The sequence below is a fragment of the Psychrobacter alimentarius genome, assembly GCF_001606025.1.
Lineage (GTDB): Bacteria > Pseudomonadota > Gammaproteobacteria > Pseudomonadales > Moraxellaceae > Psychrobacter > Psychrobacter alimentarius.
In genome coordinates this window covers 557481-583480 of record NZ_CP014945.1, presented here as the reverse complement: position 1 = coordinate 583480, position 26000 = coordinate 557481, and the positions used below count along the sequence as shown (strand labels likewise).

Sequence of the window (26000 nt, the reverse complement as noted above, 5' to 3'; positions counted from 1 at the left end):
AAATTGACTGTGCACGCTATTTGGGAATAAAGCGAGGTTTTATCACCCCATTCAGCTGGCTATAGGGAATACTTAGTGTAGGCATACCAGAGGCGTAAGGTCCAATAGCGTAAGGTTGATATAGGATATCGATACCTTTATCCGTCAAAGTCACATTATCACTTAATGTAAATGGCCAGTTTTTCTCATAGCTGCTCACATCATTATCAAACGTTTTTACCCACGTTTTATAAGCATTATAAGCAAGGGTTTTGAAGCGGGATTTTTTTCCGGTGACCAGCATATCATCCAGCTTGATTTGTTTTTTGGTGCTGGGATCAAATATTAAATATTCGCTATAAGACATGCCATGAGCGCCACCAGTATACGAGTACGATTCTATTTCAAACAGCTCAGCATCACCCACATGACCCAAATAGTTGGGTGTTACCATCAGCTCATACGCCCATTGTCTGTCTTCTGGCATATCTACAAATTGTGAGTTTGCAAAATCATTGATAGCCGCTTGTACTTCTGCTGGACTACTTTTTGTTTTGATAGGCGCTGATTCGGTCGGCTTACTATTTACCACCAAGTTATTGATGCGAGCATTGGTAATATCGTTGATCCAAGGATGATTGGTTTTGAGATACTTGACTTCAATTTTTGGGCAGTTCTCACGCTCAGTACACATCTCTTGTATTTTTTCGGGCAACTGGTACTCAAGATACGTGGTACTGCTAATGACATTGGTCGCATTTGCAGACACGCTTATGGCACCTACAACCAAGCCAGCTGCCAATGTTTTCATCAAACATAAACGGCTTAGTCTCATTGATAAGCATGCAGGTGATACGGATGAATGAGTATTCAATTGATTCGTAGTGTCCATATATCCTCATTTGGAAATCTAAGTTGTTACCGAATATTTTAGCGTAACAATTGCGATGTATTGTAGGAACACTGTTGGAGTTTTTGGAACGTTGCTACTTATTTATACATCCATCGGCATATCTGTCACACAATTTGTAGCCAATAAAAAAGACACGGCCAGCGTGTCTTAATAGATAAATCATACGATAAAACCACGAGTATTAATGCTCACGCGTACTGCTAAATGTAATTTCGGGATAACGATCTTGCATCAATTGCAAATTAACGCGTGATGGCGCAAGGTAGGTGAGATAACCGCCACCATCTATTGATAATTGGTCATGGGCTTTTTTCTTAAACTTCGCAAGCGCAACTTCGTCATCACAATGAATCCAGCGTACAGTTGCAATCGATACTGGCTCAAACACGCATTGCACCTTGTACTCTTCTTTGAGACGATGCGCGACCACCTCAAACTGTAGCACCCCTACCGCACCTAAAACTAAATCATTATTAATCTGCGGCATAAATACCTGTGTGGCACCTTCTTCGCTTAACTGCTGTAGACCTTTTTGCAATGCTTTTGATTTGAGTGGGTCTTTTAGTACCACACGGCGAAACAGTTCAGGCGCAAAATGCGGAATACCCGTAAAGTTTAGCTCTTCGCCTTCGGTGAAGCTGTCACCGATAGAGATGGTGCCATGATTATGCAACCCAATAATATCACCCGGATACGCTTCTTCTAGTGCTTCGCGGTCACCTGCAAGGAAAGTCAAGGCATCGGCAATGCGCACGTCTTTACCCAAACGCACATGCTTGAGTTTCATACCTTTTTCGTACTTACCTGAGCAAACACGTAAGAACGCGATACGGTCGCGGTGACGCGGGTCCATGTTGGCCTGAATCTTAAAGACAAAACCACTAAAATCTGTCTCTGTAGCACTCACTTCACGCTCGTTGGTAGGGTGGGCTTTGGGCGGCGGTGCGTACTTGACTAGCGTATCAAGCACCATATTGACCCCAAAGTTACCCAGTGCTGTGCCAAACAAGACAGGTGTCATCTCGCCCGCCAAAAATGCCTCAACACTGAACTCTTCTAGTGCCATCTGTACCAGCTCAAGCGATTCTTCAAAGGCATCAAACATCAGGCTACCCAAACGCTCACGGACGTCAGGATAATCATAACCTTCACGGGTCTCAGCGACGGTCATCTTACCGCCGTTACCTTTTTGATAAAAGTATGTCTTATTTTCGGTTAAATGATACACACCCACAAAATCTTGTCCCATACCGATAGGCCAAGTCACTGGAATACATTTGATTTTTAGTACTGCTTCAATCTCACTCAGTAGCTCAAGCGGCTCACGAATCTGACGATCGAGCTTGTTCACAAATGAGATGATGGGCGTGTCGCGCATACGGCAGACTTCCATCAATTTGATGGTACGTTCCTCAACACCTTTTGCCCCATCGACCATCATCAGCGCGCTGTCTACGGCGGTCAAGGTACGATAAGTATCTTCACTAAAGTCGGCGTGACCTGGGGTATCTAGTAAGTTGACGATATGATCTTGATAAGGGAACTGCATGACGGATGTGGTGATTGAGATACCACGCTCTTGCTCCATACTCATCCAATCTGAGGTCGCATGACGATCCGTCTTGCGGCCTTTGACTTCACCTACAACCTGAATGGCCTGTCCCCATAGCAATAGCTTTTCGGTCATGGTGGTTTTACCGGCATCGGGATGCGAGATGATGGCAAAGGTACGGCGTTTGGCAACTTCTTTACTTAACTTTTTTGGTTCTACGCTCATAGTATTCGGCTTCAATAGTGATGTCATTTAGAAGACAATCTAAATAAATAGGATAAATAATGGACGTATTGTAGCGGATTTAGCGTCAGGGTGCAGAATTAGCGCACAAAAAAAACACCCTCTAATTTTTAAATAGAGAGTGTTATTGGCTTTTTGGGATCAATAATAACGCTGAATTTGTGTCGCTAAGAAGTCCCCTGCGACTTCATTGACGATTGTACAATCTACCAAACCGCGCAGACTGTTGGTATTGGGTTCTGTCGTACCCTTGGCAATATAATCTGCCTCATAAGTGCCCTTACTACTATTACTACCGTCAGTATATTCGACGCCATTGTACTGATAAGAAGGCTGATTTTGATATTCAAAGAACGTCACTTGCGCCGCTTTGTGCTTGTTACTGACGCCAACACCAAACTGAGAGGTTCTATAATCTCTGTTGTCATTGAAGCGATCTTCAGCGCCCTCAATCCATTTATCAATCGATGCGTATCCAGTCTTGTTCTTTTCGTTAAAGACTAAAAACGAGAGATCACTCTTGACCACTGGAATATAACACACTGAACCGGCTGGGAATGCGACATTAGCTGGAATACGAGGATAATTGTTTAAGTCCGTCAAAATTCCTCGACTGTTTTCTCTGTTCGTGCCAGCGCTATAGCTGGTGGCTTGTAGACTAGATAAATTTAACGTTTTATAGGTCGTTTCATAAGTGACTTTATTATTACTATTTTTCTCATAAATGGGGCGTTTGACCGTGCGATTATCGACTTCAATATTTTTATTTTCAAGCTGCCCTTCAAAGTTATCAGCCAGCACGGTTTTGTCTAAAGTATTCAAACTTTGATTGATATAATTATTGACGATATTTTTTGTCTTTATTTCATGTTCGCCGCTGCGGTACATCTCATCGATACGAGCAATTGCACTGGCATTGGCTTGACTGTCATAGCTATTGGCAAATTTAGTCAGTGTGATCTGGTTGCTACTACCGTCAGAATTATAAGTACCATCGTCTTCTCCGCAGCCGACAAGTATCACAGCGGCCAAAGAAAAAATACTCGGTACAACAATCAATTTGTTCATCAACTAATGTCCTTGTGCTTGATAGAGCTCTTATTATCCGCTCTAATGATTTTAGTATAAGTCTCTGTATTATTAGTTTATATTGATACAGTCTCAGTTTATACCTAAAACTTTGTCGATGCGTCACCTTATAATCTTTTTACTTAACATTTCACTTACAAAGACAGGGTATATATTTACGACTGCTTTATACAAATAACTTAGTGGTTTGTTATGCTAAGTCCGATGTTAAAAACGCTATATCAAAAATCTTATACTAATAAGTATCACTTAACCACAAAAACCTAAAATAAAGGATGAATTATGAAAACGTTATACTCTACTAAAGCAACCGTTACTGGCGGCCGTGCCGGTTCAGTCAGCCTGAGTGACAATGATCTTACTATCAATATGGTACCACCAGGCTCTGGAAAATCAGGCAATAACCCAGAACAGCTTTTTGCGATGGGCTACAGCGCTTGTTTCGATAGTGCATTAGGTGCTGTTAAACAAATGGAAAAAGCCAAGTTTGATTCAACCACTTCAATAGAAGTGGATTTGCTTCAAGGCGAAGGTCATGACTATAAACTAGCTGCTAAAATTCATGTGGTTGGTGAGAACACAGAATTGTCAGCAGATGAATTCCAACAATTGGTCGAAAAAGCGCATCAAGTTTGCCCATATTCAAAAGCAACTCGTGGCAATATCGATGTAGAAGTCACGTCAGAAGTAAAATAATATATCAGAAGCTTTATTACCGATAATAAAAGAACTCAGCTTGTCTGGGTTCTTTTTTTATGTTGGGTATGGCATTGGAAGTTTACCCATAAGAACATCTCTTAACTTTTCAGCAGTTCGGCACGCGCTGATTTTATCGTTATAATAAGGGTATATTTTATCCAATAGCTGATAAGTGACTTTTATGACCGATAATACAACCGACATCACCACAGACAGTGATCATAATTCCCACCAAGCCATCAATCCTGAAACCTTACCAAACTTTGCTACCATGCCCAACGTCGCGACGATGAGCACCGATCACGTCGACAAAAACCAGCCGCCTTTTATCTTGGTGGATGGCTCTTACTATCTGTTTCGCACATATCACGCCTTGCCTAAAACCATGCAAAACTCACAAGGGCTGATAACCAATGCCATCCGTGGTACGCTCAATGCGCTATTGAAGCTGATGCGTCGTTATCATCCGACCCATATGGCCGTGTGCTTTGATACCAAGTCTCCTACCTTTCGCCATCATATGTCTGCCGACTATAAAGCAGGACGTCCACCGATCGATATTGAGCTGGTCGAGCAGATTCCTTATATTCACCGCTTGGTCACCGCCTTAGGTATTCCGCTATTGCGTATTGAAGGCGCAGAAGCCGACGATATCATTGGTACACTGGCTCACCGTGCGGTTGAACAAGGTCATCATGTGGTTATCTCAACTGGTGATAAAGATATGATGCAGCTGGTCAATGACTGCGTGATATTGGAAGACAGCTTTACAGGTAAGATAACAGACACCCAAGCAGTGATTGATAAGTTCGGCATTAACCCAAATCAGATGATCGACTTTTTGACCTTAATGGGCGATACCTCTGATGGTATCAAAGGCGTGCCGGGTATCGGTAAAAAAACGGCCAAAGACCTGCTCGTTGAGTATGGCACCATCGACAACATGCTAAAACACATTGGTTTTATCAAAGGTCGCGGTGCAAAGGGCTTAATTGATCATGCCGATGAGATTCCATTCAATGCCAAGCTTGCCACCATCGTCACAGACTTGGAGATTGGCCAAGATTGGAATGATTTAAAAATCAATACTGACCCTTGTGCGCACATAGACGAACTACGCGATCTATATAGTGAGCTTGAGTTTAGAAATGAGCTGGCCTCGCTCGATCATCCAAATCATCCAGCCAATGGCTCACAAAGTGTCGCTGACAGCCAAGCCGAGGCTGAATCACAAGCACAGGTAGCAAAGTACTTACAGTCGTCAAAAATCACGGATACCAAAGACAGTAAAAGTCACGACAAAGCATGGCACACGGTTTTAGATGAGCCAGCTTTTGACAGTCTAGTTGAATTATTAGCATCCGTGCCGCATTTTGTCATTGATACTGAGACCACCAGCGTGCATTGGCGCGAGGCGCAAATCGTCGGTCTATCGTTTGCCGTAAAAGCTCATGAAGCCTACTATATACCGCTTACCCACAGCTTAGAGGGCGATGAGCTAACAGCCAAACAGCTTGATCGCGACATGGTATTGACGCGCTTAAAGCCTATTTTAGAAAACCCAAACATTGGCAAAATTGGTCAGCATCTAAAGTACGATGCGCATATTCTCGCTCACTATGACATTGACCTTGTTGGCGCGCTCCATGAGCACCCTAACAACTGGGCAATGGATACCATGCTTGCCAGCTATGTGATCAATGCGGCGGTCACTCGTCACGGTATGGACGACTTGGCACGCCATTATCTACAAACCCAAACCATCAGCTATGAAGACGTTGCGGGCAAAGGCGCCAAACAAGTCACCTTCGATCAGGTCGCTATTGATATCGCCAGTGATTATGCCTGTGAAGATGCGGACATTACTTATCAGTTGTTTGATGTATTCAGTTTAGAGATGGCAAATGACAGCAATAACGCCAAATTGCTCCACGAGCTAGAGATTCCAACAGCACAGATACTTTGCCAAATGGAAGCGCACGGCATTCTTATCAAACGACCATTCTTAAACGAGCTATCAAAACGCTTTGACGAAGAAATCATCGCATTAGAAAAACGCGCTTATGAAGTGGCTGGAGAAGAATTTAACCTCGGCTCCCCTAAGCAGCTTGGTGAAGTATTGTTTGAAAAGCTGGGTGTTGCTGGTGGTAAAAAAACCAAGTCTGGTCAATACTCGACGGGTGAAGCCGTGTTATCCAAGATTGACCATCCATTGGTCGAAATCGTTCTTGAGTATCGTGGTCTCTCTAAGCTAAAGAGCACGTATACCGATGCACTTGATAATGTTGCAGATAGCGAGACCGATCGTGTCCATACCAGTTATCACCAAGCCTTGACCAGTACGGGCCGTTTGTCTTCTACAGAGCCCAATTTACAAAACATTCCGATTCGTACGGCGACCGGTCGCTTAATTCGCCAAGCGTTTATTGCACCAGAAGGTCGCGTCATCTTGGCCGCGGATTACTCACAAGTTGAGTTGCGTTTGATGGCGCATTTTTCAGGCGATAATAACCTTACCCATGCGTTTAATGAAGGGCTGGACATTCACGCGGCGACCGCTGCTGAGGTGCTTGGCAAGGATGTCGCGGATGTCACACCAACGGAGCGCCGTAATGCCAAAGCCATTAACTTCGGCCTACTGTATGGTATGAGCGCTTTTGGTCTTGCCAAGCAGTTGCAAATGAGCCGCGGTGAAGCGCAAGATTACATCGATATGTATTTTGAGCGTTATCCTGGTGTCAAAAACTACATGATCAACACGCGTGCCAGTGCTTATGAGAAAGGCTATGTCGAGACCATATTGGGCCGTAAGCTCTATACGCCAGATATCAATCATAGCAACCGTATGGTCAAGCAAGGCGCTGAACGTGCGGCGATTAACGCGCCACTACAAGGCTCAGCGGCTGATTTAATCAAACTTGCCATGATTGCAGTCGATAAAGTATTACCAAAAGATCAGGCCAAAATGTTACTTCAGGTACATGATGAATTGGTGTTTGAAGTTGATGCCGATAAGGTGGGTGCAGTCAGTCAGCTGATTACCCACGCCATGCAAGATGTATTGACCACAACAGCGGTAGACAAAGGCTGGAATATCGACTTTGCTGTGCCATTACTGGTCGAGACGGACAGTGGCCAAAACTGGGATGAGGCGCATTAATCACTGACTTAAATTGGCTTGGACATAGGTTGTATTGTCTATATTAACAATGCCTTATGACTCGTTAGTTATATTAACCAACAGCATGTGATCAACGTTGACGTTATAATGACCATTGACCAAGCCGGACGTAGTTGAATGAGTTTTAACCTACAGTGAGCCTTTGTGCTCACTTTTTATTTTTTAAGTATTGGGAGTTTATTATCACAAGCCCTGAAAGCATGATCGAAATTCCTGGTAACATCATTTTAGTTATCTGCTTACTACGTTGCCTACACTATTTTTTGCAGAGCCACATCAGACGGGCGCAAACTTTTTGGCTGGCAGGCGTGCTGATATTTGTTACTGCGATACGCCGAGAGCTAAACTATTTACCAGATTTATTTGTTCCAAATAACTTTACCTTGCTCAGCCGCTCTTATGACTGGTGGGAAGATATGGTTCTCACAGTCATTTATTTAGTAGTGGTAGGCTTGTTGATCCACTCGTGGCGCTACCTTTGGGCTTTATTAAAAAAAGCCCCTTTATCTCTATATGGCAGTGTCGCCGTACTGGCAGTCGTGCAGTATATGGGTGAAAATGCCATATTATTCCCTAAAGATTTTGGTGTTTTCGTCGAAGAGATTTCGGAGACTATCATCTATGCTGTTGCCCTCATATATCTGTGGCGATTGAACATAAATGACTATGCAAATCAACAAAAGGAGGCAAGCGAGCTACACTATCAAACGTCTACGCGATAAATAAGAGCTTTAATCACACTTTTATCTCATGTCAGTTACAAACAGGATTTTTAATAAAACCAACATGCCTGCATAAAATAGAGACAGATGGATTTGTTATACTAAATATCAGTCCGAGTGATAAGGCATTGAATGCCTGCTCTCGATTTGTTGATAATAAATAATAACTGAGTCTCTTGTTATGAATATATTGATTACAGGCGCATCACGTGGTATTGGTCTTGCGACTGCCAAGCAGTTAGCAAAAAAAGGGCATAATGTTGGGTTGTTTGCCACCAATACGGCGACTCTTGAGCAGGCCATTAAAGACAAATCCTTTAAAAAGTCAGTCAAAAAACATCAGGTCATCACAGGTCAACTTGACGTGACTCAGCCTAACTCATGGGATAATGCCATCAATCAGATGCTTGAGCGATTTGGTGGCATTGATGTCTTAATCAATAACGCAGGCGTGTTGGTCAGTGGCGCACTGCCCACAACCGATCTCGATGAACAACTGTCTCTGATTGATGTGAATTGTAAAGGTGTGCTGATTGGCTGTCACAAACTTGCGCCGCATCTGGCGGATAGTCAAGATGGCAAAATCATCAATGTCTCCTCTGCATCTGCAATCTACGGCCAGCCCGAAGTGGCAAACTATGCTGCCAGTAAGTTTTTTGTACGTGGTCTCACTGAAGGCCTAAATATCGAGTATGCAAAGCAAGGTATTAAAGTGATTGATGTGATGCCACTTTGGGTCAAATCAGACATGACCGCCGATATTAACGTAACCAGCGTAGAGCGCTTAGGTATCAATTTGACTGTTAATGACGTAGCAAAAACCTTATGTAAACTTACCACACGTCCCAATCGCAAGTTAAAAAGCGTGCATTACACTGTTGGCATGCCAGCCAAAGCCTTTCAAACACTGGCGCAAATCACCCCTGATCCATTGATACGCTGGGTCAATACTAAGATTGGCGCCAAATAAACGGTCTGTGCGCGTCTCGCCCTTTCATCACAATCAACAAGTCTCAATAATTAATAACTCTCAAAACGGCTACTTAATAAGAGTGGCCGTTTTGCTTGCTTCTCGAATCTTTATTGCTTGCTCCGTGGTCTTATCGACAAACACATTGTCTTTCATCATCGTCCCTTTTATCGCGCCTGCCCGACTCTCTTCACGTATCTCAGAGCCAATGCTGATAGGCAAATCTACGGTTGCTGCAAATTGATTGCCGCTCACAAGTGTGTTGTCATCTTCGATAATAATACCCTGTTCTACTTGCTCAAAACGATTATCAATCACCTGATTGTCTTTGGCACTATCTAAGTGATAGCTGGTAAATGGGGTTTGTTTAATCAAATACGCCCCGCATTCAAAGCCCTTTAGGTTGCGGGATTGTCTTGAGGCTATCCAAACCCCAACTGGCTCTTCTTGAAAAACGTTATGACGGATCATATTGTCACGACTCGACTCGGTGCGCTTAAAATGATTACTGCGCGCAGGGTCATTGGCATGCTCAAAGCAATTACGATATAAAAGCACACTACCTGCGCCATTATGGATAAAACGATTATGCTCAATCAGGTTGTTACTAGAGGAATCAACCGCTATTGCCTCACGATTGGGCTTAAAATTTCGAAAGCCATTGCCTACAAAAACTGAGTTTTTAATCACATTATCGCGGCTACCAAACTCCAAATACAATCCTACTGTCCCTGCGTTTTGGATATACACTTTATCAAAAGTAACACCATGTACATGGTCACCCACGAACATGCCGCTATTGATACTGTTGCGGCTAGTGACATTACTGACTCGAATATCACTTGGCGCAAGCGCTCGATTAGCAGCAGGTGCAATCAAACCGCGCGCATAACGCTGGTTAGGATTACTATATTGACGAATATGGAGGGCGTGACCATAGCCATCTATATGACAATTGGCCACAGCAATATTATTGATAGCACTATCGGTCTTAGGCCTGATGGTAATGGCACTCGCCTTTGATGCATCATTGGCAGTAAGGCTGAGCATCGCGCCTTGACAATCAAGGGAGCTGTCCGAGGTATTGAGCTCAAACCGTATCGATTTTTTTGTCAGGTCGCAGCCTTGGCTGATGACACTATGGCCTTTTACGATCACTGTCTGATTAGGAACTAACGCTGCACAATCTATCGTCGTCGTGGCAGTTGGTAAATGAGCATCGATAATAAGAGGCAGTTTTATATCAGCATCATAGTCAGAACCAGTATAGATAAAGGGCAAACGCTCGCATGCCGTCATGACAACAGTGGCAGTTATCAGAGATAAGGGGAGGAAGAAATGACGAGTGGCTACCATATATGACCTTTTTGATTGTTTGGCCGTCTTACATTTTTTGAACATGCTGTGACACCTTACCACTATTCGCCATTATCATAACCCGTCAAACTACCCTTGATAAACAAAATCATCTATTTCTAATCAATATCTATTTTTAATTAATAATAATAAGGAAGCTTCCATGGAAAATTCAAAAACCCCATTACCAGAAGAGATGGATCATATTGACGGTAACACGACTAGCAATAATGACTCTGAAGATCAGGACAATCAACTGGTCGACTTAGACAATCCAATGCTACACACGATTGACAACGATGATGTGATTGATAACAGTGCTGGGTTTGATAACTCAGAAGTGGGCACGGATGCCACGCAAGGTTTGACGCCTATACATCGCCAGAACCTTGATGAATCACGTGTTGATGAACTGCTGGTACAAGACAATCTTGATGACAGTCATTATCCTGATACGATGGATATTGCAGACAGAGAAGCAGCAGAGCGTAGTAATGATGATGACTTTTAAAAATAAATAAAATGTTTGACGCGCGTATATACTAAAAAAGCCTGCTTTATAAAATAAAGCAGGCTTTTTTGTGGCGTATAGCAATATGTCAATGTGATGAGAAAACGGAGAAATCAAGTCGTCGCAGATAGAGGCTGATCGGTCCAAACGTCACGGTAGCTTGTATAATAGGTAATCATACCAATTGGTACTAACACTAACATGCCGATTCCCAATGTAAGGGTAAATACCAACAAAGCAATAATCGGCCCTACTAGGAAAAATACAAATAAAGGTCCGATATTTTTTAACGATCCTTTGAGGCTCATTTTCATTGACTCGATAGGACGTATATCGTGCAATACGATTAAGGCAGGTGCAAACCAAACTGCCATAGATAAAGGTATAAAGATTAGTATGGCGACCAATGAGGCAAGTAACAACGCTATGATAGTGCCATTACTGATTTGGTCGGCCGATAGCACGCTATTGATACTGTCCGAACTACTCAGCACATGAGCTAAAGCCACAAATATAATCCCTGCGGGTACAATAGCAATAATAAGGGCAACAACGTACAGTAAGAATAAAATAATCAGCGGCCCTGAATGTGTACCAAATGCTGAAAAAAGATGATTGAATCTCAGCTCTTTACCACTTACTTGCGCAGCGCAGCCTTTTATTATTCCGCCAATAAACACAAAAGAGATAATAGAAAAAATAAGATTGATAACAGGAATCGCGCTCGTGACCGCCATGATGATCAAATACACTACCACCATTCCTATCCATAACAAAAATTGCTCTTTAAATAGGGCAAAAGCGTTGGTGATCCAACTGATACCCCAGCCAGCGCTGCCAGATCTAGGCTCAGCTAATAATTGCGGCAATAACTTGCCATACTCATCTACTGGCGGTAACTCTGGTGGCAGTGCATTATTTTTTTGTAGTGAGACCGTATTGGGTGTACCACTAGAGATAGACATATTAACCCTCAAAAATAACCATAAATATTGCCATAGTTTTGCACATTGCTGATAACAATCTCAACTTTATTTCACTATATCTATTCAGATAAAAGTTATCCTAACAAAAAAATACCGAACCTCAGACAGGCTCGGTATTTTTACTCATTATCTTTGTGTCAGGCTGGCTATCAACTGATTTATTTATGCCCAACCATCCAAGGTGCCTGCCCAACCTTTAACCAATGGCGCACTTAACGCTTCGAGCAAATCAATATGCGCTTCATCCAAGTTCAACGCTGGAATATAATGATACTCCTGCCCGCCTGCCTCCAAAAAGTTATCACGGTTTTCGATCGCAAGCTCTTCTAGTGTCTCTAAACAATCGGCTGAAAACGCAGGACTAATTACTTGTACTGAGCGCACGCCAGACTTGCCCCAGTCCTCTAACACTACGTCCGTATAAGGCTTCACCCATTCTTGTTTGCCAAAGCGTGACTGAAAGCTGATAATCCATTCATCTGCTTGCAAACCTAGTGTCTGCGCCACTTGCGCTGCCGTACATTTACAACGACTGGGATACGGATCGCCTTTGTCAGCATAAGGCTGCGGAATACCATGAAAGCTAAACATCAGCTTTTCAGGCTTGCCATGTTTCGCTTGAAACCGACGTATCGAGTCTGCCAATGCTTGAATATATAACGGATGGGCGAAATAATCTTTCACAATCGTATAATTGGGTAGATTGCGTTGCTTAAGCGTCCATTTGGTCAGCGCATCATATACCGCACCGCCTGACGACGCGGAGTACTGCGGAAATAAAGGCAATACGACAAAATGATCAACGCCTTCGCTACGCAGTGTATCCATCACATCCGGTAAACCTGGATTACCATAACTCATGGCAGGATGTACAGAGACACGAAATGGCGCAACGCTATTGGCCAAGCGTGGCTCTAACTGCTCAACTTGACTCTTTAGAATCTTACGAATCGGTGAATCTCCTTCCCAAATACTGGCATAAGCCTTTGCCACACGTTTAGGACGGCTGGGCAAAACAAATAGGTTCAGAATAATCGCCCATAAGAACTTTGGGATTTCAATCACACGAGGGTCTGACAAAAACTGTTTCAGATAACGACGTACCGCAGGCGCGGTCGGCTCATCTGGTGTACCAAGGTTAACTAATAGGACAGCAATACGTGGAGGCAGTTCAGGTTTCATAGCAGCACTATTTTATTGGTTAATTAAAAAATACAAGATGACAGGCAAAGTAAGTCGATAACAGATTATTAAGTCAGTGTTAAACCAACGCCATGTAAGTGTAGCATTTTATCTATTAATAACGCAGGGTAAAAGTGTGCTGACACAATTTGATACTCAGTGTTTGATCATACCTTTTTCACTTGCATCATTCTGCCTCTATAAAAACTCAGCTCGAAAAGCTGCATGAAGGTTGTACTCATATGCGCATCACCATACAATAGGCAGGCCTGTGGTAATGAAAAGTGGGTAAAAAACAGTGTAGGTAAAAACGGTGTCAGTCAAATATTCTATCGACATCTTGCCATTTTATTTTAATGATAATTGTAGTCTTGCGAGGTAGCTTTGAACGCACGCCCTGATAATACCAGTGACCTTCTTCCTAAAGAAACAGTCCATTCAACTAATGCGGTTAACTCTGTAGGCTCCGTAGGTATCGTCACGCCCCAGATTTTTCATTTTGCTGAGCCATTGACCTTAGAGTGCAATCGTACGCTGCCCTCGTTTGACTTAATAGTCGAAACCTATGGTACGCTCAATAGCGATAAATCAAATGCGGTGCTTATTTGCCATGCCCTATCAGGCAGCCATCACGCCGCGGGTTTTCATAGTAACGATGATAAAAAAGCGGGTTGGTGGGATAATATGATTGGCCCTAATAAGGCCATCGATACCAATCAATTCTATGTGGTCTGTGTCAACAATATTGGCAGCTGCTTTGGCTCTACTGGTCCAACCACCATCAATCCAGACAGCGTTCATGCAGATGACGATACAAGCGAGCATAGCGAATCTCAAGTATACGGCCCTGACTTTCCTTTGGTCACTATCAAAGACTGGGTAAAAACTCAAGCCATCCTCTCAGACCGACTTGGTATTGACATTTGGCACGCTGTCGTTGGCGGCTCAATGGGCGGCATGCAAGCGCTCCAATGGTCGGTGGATTATCCAGACAGGCTGAAGCGCTGTGTGGTCATTGCCAGTACGCCCAAGCTGTCAGCACAAAACATCGCCTTCAATGAAGTGGCGCGTCAGTCCATTCTCTCTGACCCTGACTTCAAGGATGGGCGCTACTTGCAGGCAGGTACTTACCCTCGTCGCGGTCTGATCTTAGCAAGAATGGTGGGTCATATTACTTATCTGACTGATGATGCCATGAAGGCCAAATTCGGTCGTGACTTAAAGTCTGGCAAATTTATGTATGGCTACGATGTTGAGTTCCAAGTTGAGAGCTACTTGCGCTATCAAGGTGAGCGTTTTAGCGAAAACTTCGATGCCAACACATATTTACTGATGACCAAAGCGCTAGACTATTTTGACCCAACACGTGGCTATTTGACATCTGATTGTCCTTCAGCACCGTCTACAGAAACGACAGAGCCTGTAACAGAACTTGAAGACTCAATTGGTGCATCAGTCGAAGCGTCCAAAACAGCCACTCAAATTGAGCTAGAGGACGATTTAGCCGTTATCAGTAATAATGAGCACAACCGTCAGCAAGAGCTGACAGCGCTTAAAGCGGCATTTGCCCACACACAATGCCAATACTTGGTTGTGTCCTTTACCACTGACTGGCGTTTTGCCCCAGAGCGCTCGCAAGAGATTGTTGATGCCTTAATGGCAACAGGAAAACCCGTCAACTACATCAACGTCGACGCGCCGCACGGTCATGACTCATTTTTATTCGACATCCCGCGTTATATGGGCGCTGTCAAAGGGTTTTTAACGGCGCCATTTATTGCAGACCGCCAGCCAAAAAACAATCGCCAGCAACCAACAGGAGCACGCTCATGAGAATGGATCATCAACTGGCTGAGCGCTGGATTGCGCCGCAGTCACATGTGCTAGATTTAGGCTGTGGTAATGGGGAGCTGCTCGCACATTTGCAACAACATCGCGGGGTGACGGGCTACGGACTTGAGATTGATGAAGAAAAAATCAATGATGGTATCGCAAAAGGCCTGTCTATTATTGAACAAGATCTCAACGACGGTCTAGCGCGTTTCGCTGACAATAGCTTTGACACAGTTGTTATGGCACGGGCACTACAGGCAGTAAAAGCACCTGATGTCTTGTTACTCGATATGCTACGCGTTGCTCGTGAAGCCGTTATTACCTTTCCGAATTTCGCCCATTGGCAAAACCGTCTGCATTTGGGACTAAAAGGTCTGATGCCTGTCTCAGAAGCGCTGCCTTACGAATGGTATAACACACCAAACATTCATTTATGCACCTTTAAAGATTTTGAGCAATTGTGCGCCAAGCACGATATTCATATCATCAACCGCTTTGCGGTCAGTGATTCTGAAAAAGGACATACTCCCTTGATGAAAACCTTGATACGACAAGCGCCCAATTTATTAGCAGATGTCGCTATCTATCGCGTTACCAAACAAAAACCAGAATAACAATAGCAGCCAGTCAATAAAATATAATTGAAAACAATAAGCGCCAAGAAATTCTGCAGGTACAATTCTTAACCTTAATAAAGTTTGGTTTTATTATTACAATCAAGTAACTCTATGATTTTATTAAGGTCAAACAGGTATAGATAGGAATTGAATCGTGTAATTAGTATTTGAGTTTCGTAAGTTTGGGTGTTAAGCTAGCGAAATAGTGTCAGCAGTACCGCCACGGCGACCATTTATGGGTCCAATGTTGGTCCATTGCAACACTACCATGATAAATTATATTGCTAATGATTAGGTAAGTTGATACTGCAAGATTTCACCTAATTGTTACTGCCGCTTAATTCGGTTCAGCGGTACAACTTTTTCTTTTGCTTATTAACTGCCTAATATTGGAGCTGCTATGAAATTATTAAAAGCTGCGTTGTTTACCGCGTTGTTTTCTTGTGCGGGTATTGCAAACGCTGAGTTAATATCAAACGTGCCACTTGATACCTCACGTTTTGAGCTAATGCCTGTCAGTGAGCTGTCTGCCAGCGCTGCTCAAGGTAATGATCACGCTCAATTTTATTTAGCCAAACGCCTACAAAAAGGCCAAGGCATTGCCCAAAACACTCAACAAGCTATCCAGTGGTACACCAAAGCGGCAAATCAAGGTGTCGCTCCTGCTCAGTTGAACCTTGCCATCATGTACTTGCGCGGTGAAGGGGTACAACCAAACCTACAACAAGCTCGTATTTGGTTAGAAAAAGCAGCAATGCGCGGCGATAACCGTGCCAGCTATACGCTTGCCTTGTTAGATGAAAAGCAAAAGAATTTGGTTGATGCCTATAAATGGTACGACTTGGCTGCCCGTGATGGCATGCTAGATGAAAAAGTTCGTAACAAAGCTCGTGGCAAAATCGGTCAATTGGCATTGAACTTATCAAGTGCTGATATTGCTAGTGCTCGTAGTAAAGCAGATACGTGGTTCCAGAGTAAGTAAACTCAACGCTTACGCAGTGAATATAAAAAAGCCCAGTATTTTACTGGGCTTTTTTGTGTTTGGTTAGCCCTTATTTTAGTCACTATTTATAAAACATTTCTATATAACCCATTCAAAACCCTACCAAAATTTGCTACACTACGCGCGCATTGGTCAATTCCACAATTGCGCCAGTGTTTTTATCACCTCAAAAGACTTAACGTATTGCACTGGGTTTGCGACCCAGCCAGCAGGAGAAAGACATGAGCACCACTCAAAATAGTAGTATCCAAGAAACCACTATGCCTAATGACAAATCGGCTCCCGCCTACGATAGCGTCACCAATAATATCGTGGTTGCAGCCCTTTATAAGTTCACACGCTTTGCCGACTTTGAGCAATACCGTGAGCCAATTTTAAATACTATGCTCGATAATGACGTTAAAGGTACGTTACTCATTGCAAGCGAGGGTATTAATGGTACGATTTCTGGTACACGTCAAGGCATTGATAACGTCCTTGACTATCTGCGCAGCATTGAAGCCATTGGCAGCTTTACCTTTAAAGAGTCTTATACCAATGCTCAACCATTCTACCGCACCAAAGTAAAACTCAAAAAAGAAATCGTGACCATGGGCGTAGAGAATATTGATCCGCTACAGTCCGTTGGTCGTTATGTCAAACCTAGCGAGTGGAATGCACTAATTTCAGACCCAGACGTTATCCTGATCGATACACGAAACGATTATGAAGTGAAAATTGGGACGTTTCAAAACGCGGTCAACCCAAACACGGAAACCTTCCGTGAGTTTCCAGAATATGTCGCCAAAAAGATGGACCCAGCCAAACACAAAAAGGTTGCGATGTTCTGTACAGGCGGCATCCGCTGTGAAAAATCCACTGCCTATATGCGCGAGCAAGGATTTGAAGAAGTCTATCATCTAGAAGGTGGCATCTTAAAATATCTAGAAGAAATCCCAGTCAGCGAATCGATGTGGCAAGGCGATTGCTTTGTGTTTGACAACCGTGTGTCGGTCAATCACAACTTAGAAAAAGGCAGCTATGAGCAATGTTTTGCCTGCCGTATGCCCATTACTGCTGATGATATGCAAAGCCCCGCCTACATCAAAGGCGAATCATGCCCGCATTGCATCGATAAAGCAACGGATGAGCAAAAAGCCCGATTCCGCGAGCGTGAGCATCAAATGCAGTTAGCACAAAAACGCGGCGAAGCTCACATCGGTAGCGATGTCATGGATGTCATAGAAAAACGCAAAGCCGCCAAGATTGAAGCCCGTCGTCAAGCTGAAGCGGACGAAAAAACCAAAACAGAATAAATTTGCTTCTAATTGAACCAAAAAAAACACCTCAGTTAATGATTTAGCTGAGGTGTTTTTTTGTCTTTATTTTCACTCAATACAATTTAGCTACCACGATACGTACTATAGCCGTATGGCGATAAAGTGATTGGCACATGATAATGGTTGTCGCCTTCAATGTTGAAGTTGACTTCAACATAAGGATAAAAAGACTTCAGACCTTGATTACGAAAATAAGGAGTTGTCTCAAAGATAAGCTTATAAGTACCATCGTGCTGAACACCATCTTGATTCGGTAAAAAGTTGCCAATACGTCCATTGGCGTCCGTTTTTTGAGTATTCAGTAATTTCCAACCGCCTGCCTTATCTTGCATCATTAGCTTCACATTGACATTTGGCGCAGGTTTACCTGTACTGATATCCAAAATATGACTGGATAGCTGGTAGTTTTCTTGATTACCCGCAGCATGGCTCGCCACCGCAGTAGTAGCCAACACACCTCCAAAGGCAATCGCTTTTAGTAAGTTATTATTCATAAAGCCTCTTCTCAACACTATGTTGTTCAATAGATTATTTTTAGATTAGTTAGCAGCTTTTGTATTAGACTTTTACAAAAACCAGTCGGAACTAAGATGATAAATATAATGAATCAAAGAATACATAGGTAGGTGTTTTGCTTTATATATTTAACGATATTTTGTATATTTATTTAACTATCGTCTTACAAGGTTCATAAAAATTTAACTTATATAAAGTAGAAATATTGGGCATCATATAAATAAGCTAAAAAGTTCTTATGACGCAGAAATAGGTGTCATTGGAACTATAACTGCCTGTTTAAAACTTTTTTAAAATAAAAAAATAGCAGGCACTCATAAAATGGCCTGCTATTTTTTACTGCTAATTAAATTAAAATATAAGTACTGCTTAGAACAGAATACGTACGCGGATCGTTTCTTCTACATCTTTTAATTGATCTAGCGCTGCTGTCGAATCGTTATAATCGACATCCATCACCAGATAACCCACATCGCCTTCTGTCATCAAGCTCTGCGCCAAAATATTGATACCAGCTTCTGCAAACAGACGGTTGATCTGAGATAGTACGCCTGGTACGTTTTTGTGAATATGAAGCAAACGGTGTGAATTTTCTTTGAACGGTACAGAAACTTCTGGGAAGTTGACAGCCGTTGCCGTATCACCTTGGTCAGAGTATCTCACGAATTTATCAGCCACTTCTAGACCAATATTGGCCTGCGCTTCTTGCGTTGAACCACCGATATGCGGCGTCAAGATCACATTGTCAAACTTACGTAATGGAGACTCAAACTCTTCGTCCGCAGATTTTGGCTCTTTTGGGAACACATCAATCGCCGCGCCCAATACTTTGCCAGACTCAAGCGCTGCTGCAAGATCATCAATCTCAACGCAGGTACCGCGAGCCGCATTGATAAAGTAGCTGCCTTCTTTCATCTGCGCGAACTGCTCTGCTTTCATCATATAACGCGTGCTTGGCAAATCAGGTACATGCAATGTCACGATGTCAGCTGTTGATAGTAGCTCTTCTAAGCTGCCAACCTGAACGGCATTACCAAGTGGTAATTTGGTCACAGCATCATGATAGATGACTTTCATACCGAAGCTTTCTGCTAGGACAGACAATTGCGAGCCGATAGAGCCATAGCCGACGATACCGATCGTCTTACCACGGACTTCATGTGAGTTAGCCGCAGACTTACCCCAGCCGCCACGATGGACGGTCGCGTTTTTTTCAGGAATACCGCGGTATAGCATGATGGCTTCGGCCAATACCAGCTCTGCCACTGAGCGAGTGTTTGAATATGGTGCGTTAAAGACAGGAATGCCAAGATCGCGAGCCGCGTCCAAATCTACTTGGTTGGTACCAATACAAAAGCACCCAATACCGATCAGCTTATGCGCATGCTCAAGTACCTCGCGTGTCAATTGCGTACGCGAACGAATACCAATGAAGTGGGCATCTTTAATTTTTTCGATGAGCTCATCTTTATCAAGAGCATGACTGATGTTCTCGATATTATGATAGCCTGCCCCTTCCAATACTTTTAACGCATTGTCATGTAGACCTTCGAGCAATAAAAACCGGATCTTATCTTTTTGTAGTGATAACGCCATGTGAGAACTGTCCTATAATTGTCTTATAAAATTATCTGATGGATAATCCATGATGAGTGAAACGAAAACAGTCTAGATATCTTACACAAAATCCGACCTTGATGTTAGCAGATTACAGCAATTATTGATGATTAAGCCTGAAAACTTTTTATGCTATAGTGAATCATTTGGTTCGCAATGGACTTGCTTATCTTTTACGACTGTCTCGGCTCGTCTGAGTAAGCACACTCGAATCGCTCGATAATTATCAATATAACCAACTTCCAGTTATACACCCACAACCATATAAACATAGTTATATGGGTTTCGTTATATCAATTTAGCGATATAATAATCTTCTTTATGCATAGCGCTTACGTTTATACTGAGATTTGACCATGACTTCCTTATCTAGCCAAAGCACATCTGAAACCCATACGATTGCTGTCCAAACGATACTGAGTACCTTAATCGATACGCATCATTTCGATTCCAGCCAAATCAAAACCGATGCTGAGAGCTTAGAGCACTGGGGCAAAGACTGGACCAAGCATTTCACGCCCAATGCCGCCGCCATCGTCTTTCCAAAGACCACCGAACAAGTACAGACCATCGTCTTACTCGCTAACGAACACAACGTCGTGATCACCCCAAGTGGTGGCCGTACTGGACTCTCAGCGGGCGCAGTCGCCGCCAACGGCGAAATCGTCGTCAGCATGGATAAAATGAACCAGATTGGTGAGTTTTTTCCTGCCGATCGCATGGTTGAGATTGAAGCCGGCGTTGTCACCGAACAGCTGCAACAATTCGCCGAAACCAAAGATCTCTACTACCCTGTCGACTTTGCTTCAGCAGGCTCCAGTCAGATGGGCGGCAATATTGGCACCAATGCTGGTGGTATTAAAGTCATCCGCTATGGTATGACCCGTCAATGGATCATGGGCCTGACTGTCGTTACCGGTCGTGGCGATATCTTGCATCTCAACCGCGGTATGGTCAAAAACGCTACTGGTTATGATTTGCGCCAACTTTTCATTGGGGCAGAAGGCACACTTGGCCTTGTGACTCATGCACAGATCAAGCTTGAGCGTCAGCCACAAGACTTAAACGTCATGGTGCTGGGTATGGACAACTTTAGTGATGTGATGAATGTGCTCTCTGCCTTCCAAGCAAAGATTGATTTAACTGCCTTTGAATTCTTTGATGAGGTGGCGATTGATAAGCTGATGGCACATGGACAAGTGCAAGAGCCGTTTGAATCACGCACCAAGTTTTATACCTTGCTAGAGTTTGAAGCGCCGTATGAGCCGATTATGGAAAAAGCCATGACAATATTTGAGCAGTGTTTGGAGCGAGGCTGGGTCGTTGACGGTGTCATGAGTCAGAGCTTATCGCAAGCGGCCGAGCTTTGGAAGCTGCGCGAATATATCTCTGAGACCATCTCAGTATTCACGCCTTATAAAAACGATGTATCCGTACTGATTAGCTATGTGCCTGATTTTATCACTGAGATTGATCACATCGTCAGCAGCAACTATCCTGACTTTGAGGTGTGCTGGTTCGGTCATATTGGCGATGGTAATTTGCATCTGAATATCTTGAAGCCTGAAAACATGAGTAAAGATGATTTCTTTGCCGAGTGCCAAATCGTCAATAAGCATGTGTTTGAGACGGTACAAAAATATGGCGGTTCCGTATCAGCGGAACATGGCGTAGGCATGACTAAGAAGCCGTATCTACACTACAGCCGCAGCGAGGCTGAAATGAGCTACTTACGCAACATCAAAAAAGTCTTTGATCCCAATAATATTATGAATCGTGGGAAGGTTTTTGATATGTAATTGGCAGTAGGATTAGATTGAGATAAAAAAAGACGCTATACCAACAGGCTAGCGTCTTTTTTGTGCATTATATAAAGTATCAGTTTATGAATAAAAAGGAGAACACCTTATTATTTTACAAATACAGTAGTACCAACCCTGCCACAAGTAACAAACTTAAAAACCCTTGCACAATCAAAAAAGCTTGATGCGGCGCCGCAATATGACGGAACATGTTGCCAAGCGCATTATAAGTAATACCTGCTGCCTGAATGTGAGGTGGATTGTCAAAGGTTTTGATAATTTGTAAGAAATGCTCTGTACGCTCAGGTGACCAATCATGGGGAAAAAATGGCAAATAGGGTGACAACTGCGCGGCTTGTTTCTTTGTCGCGGGTGACCACAACCAACGCTCTAAGAACAGCAAACGCATACGCCAGTCAGTAAAGCTGCGGTGATCTATAGTCTGCAATAGTAACGTCTCAACATTCTTATGACGATTATCGGCAAAAATACGTTGTTTTAATGCAAATACGTGAGCTTTCTCCCCTTCAATACATTGCAAAAATTGACCATTGCCATAACATAAGATACCAGTAATACCATGCTGCTGATTATAATCACGCGCATGACGTTCTACCTCTTCAAATATAGACGTGTTCAAACGTGAGCCTAGGGTCAAACTGCTGACATAAACCAATTGAATCAGCGTTGAGTCTTGTACTTCATCACCCATGTTGCTTCTATTTTTGTAATTCGTGGGCATAATAAACCATCCTAAAAAACCATCCTAAAAAACCATCTTATAACGGCGAAATGAAACAAACCAAACAAAGTAAAACGATGCCCAAAAGGAACATAGGATACTGACTCACAAAAACGTAGCAAATAGTTACCACGTTAGACTTTTATTGATGAGGTAGCTTGTTATGATAGCGAGCAGAACGAAACGTATTTGGGGTAAAGGTACTAAGAAATGCTATTCAACAGAGTTATCAGGTCAGATTGAAAGAGTATTTAGCCAACTCGCCATAGACATTAAATATCTATCAACTCTGGTCGGTAAAGATAGTCACCTTTTAATCAGTTTGACTAAAATATCTGTTAAACCAGCGACAATTACAATAAAATTTATGCACTAAATGAGATAGAATATCATTATAACGTATTGTAAATGCAGCAATAAATCATTGTAACGATAATACTCTGTCAATGAAATATATTTATTGCATCTGTTACACAAAGACTTGTTATTTTGAATCTTATGCCTCCTTTTTCAATATTGTTATAACCCGTAAAATGCAAAAACAGGAAAATTATGAGTAAAATAGAAAAGTTAGATGACTTTCATCTTACGATTGCTGAGATTAAGAAAAAAGACTATCCGCAATTAAAAGCGCTGATGGATCGCGTTTATGTCAACTTGGGTGGCGCTTGGTCAAAGACCACCATTCACACCTTAATTGATGCCTTCCCTGAAGGTCAGATTGCCTTATTTGACCACGATCAATTGATCGGTATTGTCTTATCCATGCGCGTTGATTATGCTAAGTTTTCAAACCCGCATACCTATGATGATTTGATTGGTCAAAAAGAGATTATCAGAGACAACCCAGAAGGCGATGCTATCTACGGCTTGGACGCGTTGATTGATCCTGAATATCGTGGTTATCGCTTAGGTCGCAGGCTCTATGATGCCCGTAAAGAGCTGTGCCGTCAGCTAAACTTCCGCGCTATTTTGGCTGGTGGACGTATTCCCAACTATCATCATCACCAAGATCTGACGCCTGGTGAATATATTGACGCTGTTGCGTCACGTGAAATTCATGACCCTGCGCTCTCTTTTCAGTTATCGAACGGCTTTATCGTCAAGCGTATTTTGACCGCGTATCTGCCAGATGATGCGCAGTCCAAAGGTTTTGCTACCCTACTTGAATGGGCAAATATTTACTATGAGCCACAAGATTATAAGCCCAATACGCGCAAGTCCGAAGTGCGTATTGGCGGTATTCAGTGGCAAATGCGCGAGGTTGAATCCCCTGAAGAGCTGCTGCAGCAGGTTGAGTTTTTCGTTGACGTTATGGCAGATTACAACTCAGACTTTGCTTGCTTGCCAGAATTCTTTAATGCACCATTAATGGGTCTGTGTGAGTCAACGGATCAAAATGTCGCTATTCGCTTTTTGGCCGGTTATACCGAATGGTTCAAAAATGAAGTCTCTCATCTGGCGGTCAGCTATAACGTCAACGTTATCGTAGGCTCGATGCCATTACTTGATGAAGACGACACGCTTTATAACGTCAGCTATCTATGTCGCCGCGATGGTACGGTGGAAGAGCAGCGCAAAATTCATATTACCCCGCATGAACGTAGCGCTTGGGTCATCGAGGGTGGTGATGAGGTTAAAGTATTTGATACGGATGCTGGTCGCATTGGTATCTTGGTTTGCTATGATGTTGAGTTTCCAGAACTTGCTCGCTTGCTCGCGCTTGACGATATGGACATTTTATTCGTGCCTTTTTGGACAGACACCAAAAACGGCTACTTGCGTGTGCGCCACTGTGCTCAAGCACGAGCGATTGAGAACGAATGCTATGTCATGATTTGCGGCTCAGTCGGTAACTTACCGCAAGTTGAGAGCTTAGACATTCAATACGCTCAGTCTTCTATATTTTCGCCATCAGACTTTGCGTTCCCCCATGATGCGATTATGGCAGAAACCACGGCGAACACTGAGATGATTTTCTTCTCAGATGTGAATTTAGATAAACTCACTCACGTCCGTAACGAAGGCTCGGTACACAATCTGATCGACCGCCGTGATGACTTGTTTAGCCTAAAATGGAAACGAAAGTCAAAAATATCAGCGAGCAAGTTAAGTGATGAAGAACGTCGTGAAAACTCAGGTAGCGTCTTATTGGGCGATCCGTTACAAGACCGTGCACAAAAACCTTAATCGGTTAAGATAGGAACGCTAATATAAGATACGAGAACCTTCTCACTTGATAATACGGCTGATCATTCAGCCGTTTATTTTTATCTACTCAAAAACCTAAGAGTGAAAAAAGCAGCTACTATGACGACTGATATCGGCAAAAAAAAGAACACGCTCAAAAAGACACCGAGACAAAAAGCGTGGTCTGTATTAAAAACCGTCCTGCTATACGGTCTGATATTTGCTGTAGTATATACTGCCATTAATTGGTGGCGTCAGCCGGTTATGCCTGCCAACCCACAATTACAACTGACAGATTACCAAGGGCAAATGGTTGATTTGGCAGCGCTGAGTGACGAGAAACCTACTCTAGTATATTTTTGGGGTACATGGTGTCCTGTTTGCCGGGTTACTTCTCCCACAATAGACAAATTGGCGGCCCAAAATAATTATCCTATTGTCACTGTTGCTATCAAATCAGGGTCTGATCAAGAGCTACGTCGTTATCTTACTGAACACAACTATAGCTTTACGACTGTGAATGACCAAGAAGGTCGTATCTTTGCCGACTGGCAAGGACAGGTTACACCCTCTTATGTCATCCTAAATGAAGGTGAGATGAGTCAAGGTTTGACTGGCGTACAGCCACTTTGGTCGTTGAAATTGCGGTTATGGTTGTCCTCTATTTTCTAAAATTTGACTAACACTTTAGCCTATATTTAATATACTTTGATAGCCAATACACTTGAAACGTGCGCTACAGATAGTTTAAAAGATAATCAGTATTTAGGATAAATCACTGCATTCGTTTTGGATAAAGTCACGGTGTTGCGGGCCAGCTCTTTTTACCCTATCCTTTTTGTCATATAATAGCTGCCGTTACCTTTTTTACTGATTCTTATACGATTGATTTACTTTAACAAACCCTTATGCGGTTAGAAGCAGCTTTGCAAAGTGCTGAAGGTAAGAAGCATAAAATCAGTGATAAAAAATTATGTA

Annotated in this window: 21 protein-coding genes; 12 read left to right on the top strand and 9 right to left on the bottom strand. The window is 42.9% G+C overall.

Annotated elements, in window-relative coordinates; translation table 11 throughout:
- Positions 1-16: 16 nt before the first annotated feature.
- From A3K91_RS02450 to A3K91_RS02440, 3 genes are all read right to left on the bottom strand, one after another.
- The gene (locus tag A3K91_RS02450; RefSeq protein ID WP_062843863.1) at positions 17-871 is read right to left on the bottom strand and encodes an RsiV family protein; all 855 of its coding nucleotides are present in this window, start codon (positions 869-871) and stop codon (positions 17-19) included.
- A gap of 202 nt (positions 872-1073) precedes the next feature.
- On the bottom strand, positions 1074-2669 hold the full coding sequence (locus tag A3K91_RS02445) for a peptide chain release factor 3 (RefSeq protein WP_062843862.1): 1596 nt from the start codon (positions 2667-2669) through the stop codon (positions 1074-1076).
- 159 nt (positions 2670-2828) lie between these two features.
- Positions 2829-3755 (bottom strand): hypothetical protein, encoded by a 927-nt coding sequence (locus A3K91_RS02440; protein WP_062843861.1) that lies wholly within the window; start codon positions 3753-3755, stop codon positions 2829-2831.
- Between the two features lie 303 nt (positions 3756-4058).
- On the opposite strand from A3K91_RS02440, the gene A3K91_RS02435 reads away from it, so the two are divergent.
- The 4 genes from A3K91_RS02435 (at position 4059) to A3K91_RS02420 (ending at position 9348) form a co-directional block, all read left to right on the top strand.
- Positions 4059-4472, top strand: a complete 414-nt coding sequence (locus A3K91_RS02435; protein WP_062843860.1) for an organic hydroperoxide resistance protein — start codon at positions 4059-4061, stop codon at positions 4470-4472.
- 184 nt (positions 4473-4656) lie between these two features.
- Positions 4657-7635, top strand: a complete 2979-nt coding sequence (gene polA, locus A3K91_RS02430; protein WP_062843859.1) for a DNA polymerase I — start codon at positions 4657-4659, stop codon at positions 7633-7635.
- A 221-nt stretch (positions 7636-7856) separates the two neighbouring features.
- Positions 7857-8378, top strand: a complete 522-nt coding sequence (locus tag A3K91_RS02425; RefSeq protein ID WP_062843858.1) for a hypothetical protein — start codon at positions 7857-7859, stop codon at positions 8376-8378.
- Between the two features lie 181 nt (positions 8379-8559).
- Complete coding sequence (locus A3K91_RS02420; RefSeq protein WP_062843857.1) at positions 8560-9348, top strand: SDR family NAD(P)-dependent oxidoreductase; 789 nt, start codon at positions 8560-8562, stop codon at positions 9346-9348.
- A gap of 69 nt (positions 9349-9417) precedes the next feature.
- Here A3K91_RS02420 and A3K91_RS02415 read toward each other — a convergent pair whose 3' ends face one another.
- The gene (locus A3K91_RS02415; RefSeq protein WP_062843856.1) at positions 9418-10704 is read right to left on the bottom strand and encodes a right-handed parallel beta-helix repeat-containing protein; all 1287 of its coding nucleotides are present in this window, start codon (positions 10702-10704) and stop codon (positions 9418-9420) included.
- A 163-nt stretch (positions 10705-10867) separates the two neighbouring features.
- Here A3K91_RS02415 and A3K91_RS02410 point away from each other — a divergent pair, with 163 nt between their 5' ends.
- Positions 10868-11215, top strand: coding sequence for a hypothetical protein (locus A3K91_RS02410; RefSeq protein ID WP_062843855.1), 348 nt, complete (start codon positions 10868-10870; stop codon positions 11213-11215).
- Between the two features lie 113 nt (positions 11216-11328).
- Here the strand turns inward: A3K91_RS02410 and A3K91_RS02405 are convergent, their stop codons facing one another.
- Positions 11329-12180 carry a BPSS1780 family membrane protein gene (locus A3K91_RS02405; protein ID WP_062843854.1) on the bottom strand — a complete coding sequence of 284 codons (852 nt, stop codon included), beginning with the start codon at positions 12178-12180 and terminating at the stop codon, positions 11329-11331.
- Positions 12181-12363: 183 nt separating this feature from the next.
- On the bottom strand, positions 12364-13383 hold the full coding sequence (gene hemH / locus A3K91_RS02400; RefSeq protein ID WP_062843853.1) for a ferrochelatase: 1020 nt from the start codon (positions 13381-13383) through the stop codon (positions 12364-12366).
- A 474-nt stretch (positions 13384-13857) separates the two neighbouring features.
- Between hemH and metX the strand changes: the two genes are divergently transcribed.
- The 4 genes from metX (at position 13858) to trhO (ending at position 18131) form a co-directional block, all read left to right on the top strand.
- A complete protein-coding gene (metX, locus tag A3K91_RS02395) occupies positions 13858-15216 on the top strand; it encodes a homoserine O-acetyltransferase MetX (protein WP_062845823.1) in 1359 nt (452 codons plus the stop codon).
- The gene (metW, locus tag A3K91_RS02390; protein WP_062843852.1) at positions 15213-15830 is read left to right on the top strand and encodes a methionine biosynthesis protein MetW; all 618 of its coding nucleotides are present in this window, start codon (positions 15213-15215) and stop codon (positions 15828-15830) included. Before metX ends, metW begins: the two co-directional genes overlap by 4 nt.
- Before the next feature lie 403 nt (positions 15831-16233).
- Complete coding sequence (locus tag A3K91_RS02385; protein ID WP_062843851.1) at positions 16234-16815, top strand: tetratricopeptide repeat protein; 582 nt, start codon at positions 16234-16236, stop codon at positions 16813-16815.
- Between the two features lie 281 nt (positions 16816-17096).
- Positions 17097-18131 carry an oxygen-dependent tRNA uridine(34) hydroxylase TrhO gene (trhO, locus tag A3K91_RS02380; RefSeq protein ID WP_167541805.1) on the top strand — a complete coding sequence of 345 codons (1035 nt, stop codon included), beginning with the start codon at positions 17097-17099 and terminating at the stop codon, positions 18129-18131.
- Between the two features lie 86 nt (positions 18132-18217).
- On the opposite strand, the gene uraH is transcribed toward trhO, so the two are convergent.
- Both uraH and serA read right to left on the bottom strand, forming a co-directional pair.
- Positions 18218-18649: a hydroxyisourate hydrolase gene (gene uraH / locus A3K91_RS02375; RefSeq protein WP_084387230.1), complete on the bottom strand. Its 432-nt coding sequence runs from the start codon at positions 18647-18649 to the stop codon at positions 18218-18220.
- Between the two features lie 391 nt (positions 18650-19040).
- Positions 19041-20267 carry a phosphoglycerate dehydrogenase gene (serA, locus tag A3K91_RS02370; RefSeq protein ID WP_062843849.1) on the bottom strand — a complete coding sequence of 409 codons (1227 nt, stop codon included), beginning with the start codon at positions 20265-20267 and terminating at the stop codon, positions 19041-19043.
- A 377-nt stretch (positions 20268-20644) separates the two neighbouring features.
- Here serA and A3K91_RS02365 point away from each other — a divergent pair, with 377 nt between their 5' ends.
- Entirely contained in the window at positions 20645-22087 is a 1443-nt protein-coding gene (locus A3K91_RS02365) for an FAD-binding oxidoreductase (RefSeq protein ID WP_062843848.1), read from the top strand.
- Between the two features lie 115 nt (positions 22088-22202).
- Here A3K91_RS02365 and A3K91_RS02360 read toward each other — a convergent pair whose 3' ends face one another.
- Entirely contained in the window at positions 22203-22832 is a 630-nt protein-coding gene (locus A3K91_RS02360; protein ID WP_062843847.1) for a BLUF domain-containing protein, read from the bottom strand.
- Positions 22833-23384: 552 nt separating this feature from the next.
- On the opposite strand from A3K91_RS02360, the gene A3K91_RS02350 reads away from it, so the two are divergent.
- Complete coding sequence (locus A3K91_RS02350; RefSeq protein ID WP_062843845.1) at positions 23385-25022, top strand: carbon-nitrogen hydrolase family protein; 1638 nt, start codon at positions 23385-23387, stop codon at positions 25020-25022.
- 120 nt (positions 25023-25142) lie between these two features.
- On the top strand, positions 25143-25694 hold the full coding sequence (locus A3K91_RS02345) for a protein disulfide oxidoreductase (RefSeq protein WP_062843844.1): 552 nt from the start codon (positions 25143-25145) through the stop codon (positions 25692-25694).
- Positions 25695-26000 lie beyond the last annotated feature (306 nt).

Bases quoted from the DNA above. Each gene is read 5' to 3' on its own strand.
- A3K91_RS02450 (WP_062843863.1), bottom strand. From the start codon at position 871: ATGGACACTACGAATCAATTGAATACTCATTCATCCGTATCACCTGCA.
- A3K91_RS02445 (WP_062843862.1), bottom strand. From the start codon at position 2,669: ATGAGCGTAGAACCAAAAAAGTTAAGTAAAGAAGTTGCCAAACGCCGT.
- A3K91_RS02440 (WP_062843861.1), bottom strand. From the start codon at position 3,755: ATGAACAAATTGATTGTTGTACCGAGTATTTTTTCTTTGGCCGCTGTG.
- A3K91_RS02435 (WP_062843860.1), top strand. From the start codon at position 4,059: ATGAAAACGTTATACTCTACTAAAGCAACCGTTACTGGCGGCCGTGCC.
- polA (WP_062843859.1), top strand. From the start codon at position 4,657: ATGACCGATAATACAACCGACATCACCACAGACAGTGATCATAATTCC.
- A3K91_RS02425 (WP_062843858.1), top strand. From the start codon at position 7,857: ATGATCGAAATTCCTGGTAACATCATTTTAGTTATCTGCTTACTACGT.
- A3K91_RS02420 (WP_062843857.1), top strand. From the start codon at position 8,560: ATGAATATATTGATTACAGGCGCATCACGTGGTATTGGTCTTGCGACT.
- A3K91_RS02415 (WP_062843856.1), bottom strand. From the start codon at position 10,704: ATGGTAGCCACTCGTCATTTCTTCCTCCCCTTATCTCTGATAACTGCC.
- A3K91_RS02410 (WP_062843855.1), top strand. From the start codon at position 10,868: ATGGAAAATTCAAAAACCCCATTACCAGAAGAGATGGATCATATTGAC.
- A3K91_RS02405 (WP_062843854.1), bottom strand. From the start codon at position 12,180: ATGTCTATCTCTAGTGGTACACCCAATACGGTCTCACTACAAAAAAAT.
- hemH (WP_062843853.1), bottom strand. From the start codon at position 13,383: ATGAAACCTGAACTGCCTCCACGTATTGCTGTCCTATTAGTTAACCTT.
- metW (WP_062843852.1), top strand. From the start codon at position 15,213: ATGAGAATGGATCATCAACTGGCTGAGCGCTGGATTGCGCCGCAGTCA.
- A3K91_RS02385 (WP_062843851.1), top strand. From the start codon at position 16,234: ATGAAATTATTAAAAGCTGCGTTGTTTACCGCGTTGTTTTCTTGTGCG.
- trhO (WP_167541805.1), top strand. From the start codon at position 17,097: ATGCCTAATGACAAATCGGCTCCCGCCTACGATAGCGTCACCAATAAT.
- uraH (WP_084387230.1), bottom strand. From the start codon at position 18,649: ATGAATAATAACTTACTAAAAGCGATTGCCTTTGGAGGTGTGTTGGCT.
- serA (WP_062843849.1), bottom strand. From the start codon at position 20,267: ATGGCGTTATCACTACAAAAAGATAAGATCCGGTTTTTATTGCTCGAA.
- A3K91_RS02365 (WP_062843848.1), top strand. From the start codon at position 20,645: ATGACTTCCTTATCTAGCCAAAGCACATCTGAAACCCATACGATTGCT.
- A3K91_RS02360 (WP_062843847.1), bottom strand. From the start codon at position 22,832: ATGCCCACGAATTACAAAAATAGAAGCAACATGGGTGATGAAGTACAA.
- A3K91_RS02350 (WP_062843845.1), top strand. From the start codon at position 23,385: ATGAGTAAAATAGAAAAGTTAGATGACTTTCATCTTACGATTGCTGAG.
- A3K91_RS02345 (WP_062843844.1), top strand. From the start codon at position 25,143: ATGACGACTGATATCGGCAAAAAAAAGAACACGCTCAAAAAGACACCG.